The following is a 2,998-nucleotide window of genomic DNA, read 5'->3' as shown; positions in this document are numbered from 1 at the left end:
CATCCTGCGTCTTGCCTTCCTTCCAGGCGGAAAGGCCGAGCGCCTCGCGCGCCGTGTGGCGCAGCGTGTTGGTGTCGGATGTCAGCGCTTCGATACGGCTGGACACGTCGGCGAACGAGCCATGGTCGACGAGCAGCAGCGCTGCCCGCAGCCGCGCCATGTCGCGAATGCTCTGGGGAATGGCCGTGTCGGCGGCGACTTCGTCGAAATCCTTGACGGCGGCGGGAACGTCGCCCTTGTTCGCCTTGACGGTCGCGCCGCGCATGCGTGCGAGCAGCGGATAGGCGCCGTAGCCATCCTTCTCCAACTGATCGAGCGCGGTCAGCGCCTCATCGTTCTTGCCGTCATTGGCAAGCTTCAGCGCCTGCGAGAACGCATCGCCCGAGCGGTTGGCGCGCGTCTCGTCCCAATAGCGATAGCCGACGAAGGCTGCGGTGCCGAGCACCACGAGGATCGCAACGACAATCAGGGCTGGGCCAAAACGGTCCCACAGCGCCTGCGCCTGTTCGCGACGGATCTCGTCGTTGACTTCACGGATAAAACTGTCGTCGGACATCAAATCAAACCATTCCTGCCCGGTCGGGCCTTTGTCAGCCCGCGTTTTAGCGAAATTTTGCCGGCATGGAAGGGGTTCGACCGGAAAATCGCTATTGTCCGGGGCAAACGGATGTTTGCCCCGGACGAGCAGCCGAAGAGGCCCATCGCACCCGCGCCACATTTAGGCGATAGCCGGCTTGCAGACGTTCCCCGAGTTAAGATCAGATTCCTATGCTTCGTCCGTTCCGCGTTGTTGCGTTTTCGCTTGCCGCGCTCGTCACTGCCGGCGTGGCTCTGGCCGACCCGCCCGCGCCACCGGTGCCGGCAAAGCCCAAGCAGGTCGTCATCATCTCGTTCGACAGCGCCCGCGACATTTCGCAGTGGAAGCGCAGTCGAGCACTGGCTGAGCGCACCGGGGCACATTTCACCTATTTTCTGTCCTGCGTCTTCCTGCTGTCGACGGAAACACGCAAGGAATACACCGCACCCGGCAGAAGCGCCGGGAAATCCAATATCGGCTTTGCCGCCTCGAAACAGGAAGTCACCGACCGGCTCGAGCAGATCGGGCTTGCCGCGCATGAGGGCCACGACATCGCCAGCCATGGCTGCGGCCATTTCGACGGCAAGGACTGGAGCAAGGCCGACTGGCTGAAAGAGTTCGGTTCGTTCGAGCACATTCTCGAGAACGCCTATGCCATCAACGGCATTGCGCCCGAGCCTGAGGGCTGGCGCGATTTCGCACGGCATGCGGTTGTCGGTTTTCGCGCGCCGTATCTGTCGACGGGCAAGGCGCTCTATGAAGCGCTGCCGGCCGCCGGCTATCAATTCGACGCCAGCGGCGTCTCGCAGGGCCCCGCCCGACCGACGGCCAGCAACGGCGTCATGCACTTTTCGCTGCCGCAGATTCCAGAAGGACCGAAGTCACGGCCGGTGATCGCCATGGACTACAATCTCTATGTCAGGCATTCCGGCGGCTTCGAACGGCCAAGCCAAGCGGGCGAGTTCGCCAACCGGACCTATGATGCCTTCCGCGCCGCCTTCGACAAGCAGTATGCCGGCAAGCGCATTCCGCTGGAGCTCGGCTTCCACTTCGCGCTGATGAATGACGGCGCCTACTGGAACGCGCTGGAGCGCTTTGCCGGCGAGGTCTGCGTCAAGGCCGATGTCGAATGCATCAGTTTTCGCGATTATGTTTCGCGCCAGGATGCCGGCCAGAGGCAGGTCTCGGTCGGCGGCTGAGCCGCCAACCCGGTTCGTTTCCAACCTCGATCTTTAGGCCGGATCCTCAGCGCCCTGCCTTGCCAGATAGCGCTGGTCGATATCGGGCAGCGGCTCGCCTTGCAGCGTCGCCTCGAAGGCGCGCAGGCGCTTGTGGACCGATTGCAGCTCGACGATGGTCGACCAGGAGGTGAGCAGAAACTGCAGTGAACCGGTCACCTTGCCGAATGCGTTCGAAATCTGGTTCAGCGCGCCGAACGTGATCTTGTGCGCCACCAGCGAGGGACCGAGGATCAGCAGCGAGAAAATGTTGTCGGCCTGCAGGTAGGTGTAACGGACGACGTTGAAATAGATGTAGTGGAAATAGAGCCTGAAATAATTGTGGCGAACATTCTCGAACAGCTCGGCCGTGGTGGCCGGCTGGGCCCGGTCCGCGTGATCCTCGCCGTAGACGAGTTCCTTGCGGTAGGCTGCCTCAACGCGCTGGTTGCGGAACTGCAGCCCTGGAAGTTTCAGACCTGCAACCATGACCGAGATCGTCCCGAACAGACACCAGGCAAGGGCTGCGACAACCAATGGCTGTGGAATCGCGCCGATAATCGGCAACTCGGTGATATGGGCCTGCAACTGGATCATGACCGGCAGGAATGCGATCAACGTCATAATCGACTGGACGAAGCTGGAGCCGAGATCTTCCATGATCTGCGAGAACCGCATCGTGTCTTCCTGGATGCGCTGCGAGGCACCCTCGATATGGCGTAGCCTGCCCCAATTCTCGACGAAGTAGTTGTTCATCGCCGTGCGCCAACGGAAGATCCAGTGACTGACGATGAAGGCGTTGACCACCTGCACATTCATGCCGACCAGGGCGAGCCACGAAAAATCAGCCAATCCGATATAAAATTCGCTGTTGGTCGACTTTCCAGTCCCCGACATCAGCCCCTGCACATAGTCGAAGAAAGGCCCATACCAGGCGTTGACGGCGACGCTGACCTGCACATTGAAATAGATGAAGAACAGGATGACCGCGGTCATCAGGATCGACCAGCGTTGCCATGGATGCGGCGAATACCAGCTCCAGAATGCGTAGAAGACGAGCACGCAGAACGCGAAATAGAGATAGAACCAGAGGAACGGCTTCGATACGAGGATGGCGATGCCGATGATGGGCGGCGCGCCGGCCGCGGCGGGCGGCAATCCGAAAACCGTACCTAATTGTTCACCACCGAAGAACCAGAACAGG

The 2,998-nt window shown here is 60.9% G+C and carries 3 protein-coding genes; 1 reads left to right on the top strand and 2 read right to left on the bottom strand.

What is annotated here, in order from left to right:
- Nucleotides 1-556 (bottom strand): tetratricopeptide repeat protein (locus EN994_RS24850; protein WP_127307883.1); only part of this gene is annotated, 556 nt, incomplete at its 3' end.
- 212 nt (nucleotides 557-768) lie between these two features.
- Between EN994_RS24850 and EN994_RS24845 the strand changes: the two genes are divergently transcribed.
- Nucleotides 769-1,776, top strand: a complete 1,008-nt coding sequence (locus tag EN994_RS24845; RefSeq protein WP_013532850.1) for a polysaccharide deacetylase — start codon at nucleotides 769-771, stop codon at nucleotides 1,774-1,776.
- Between the two features lie 33 nt (nucleotides 1,777-1,809).
- On the opposite strand, the gene sbmA is transcribed toward EN994_RS24845, so the two are convergent.
- On the bottom strand, nucleotides 1,810-2,998 hold a 1,189-nt coding region (gene sbmA / locus EN994_RS24840; RefSeq protein ID WP_127307882.1), incomplete at its 5' end, for a peptide antibiotic transporter SbmA.

Origin of the sequence: Mesorhizobium sp. M7A.F.Ca.CA.002.09.1.1, assembly GCF_003998555.1 — a bacterium.
GTDB classification, from domain to species: domain Bacteria; phylum Pseudomonadota; class Alphaproteobacteria; order Rhizobiales; family Rhizobiaceae; genus Mesorhizobium; species Mesorhizobium ciceri.
Note: the sequence above shows the minus strand (reverse complement) of the source record. Positions and strands in the feature narration are given on the sequence as shown.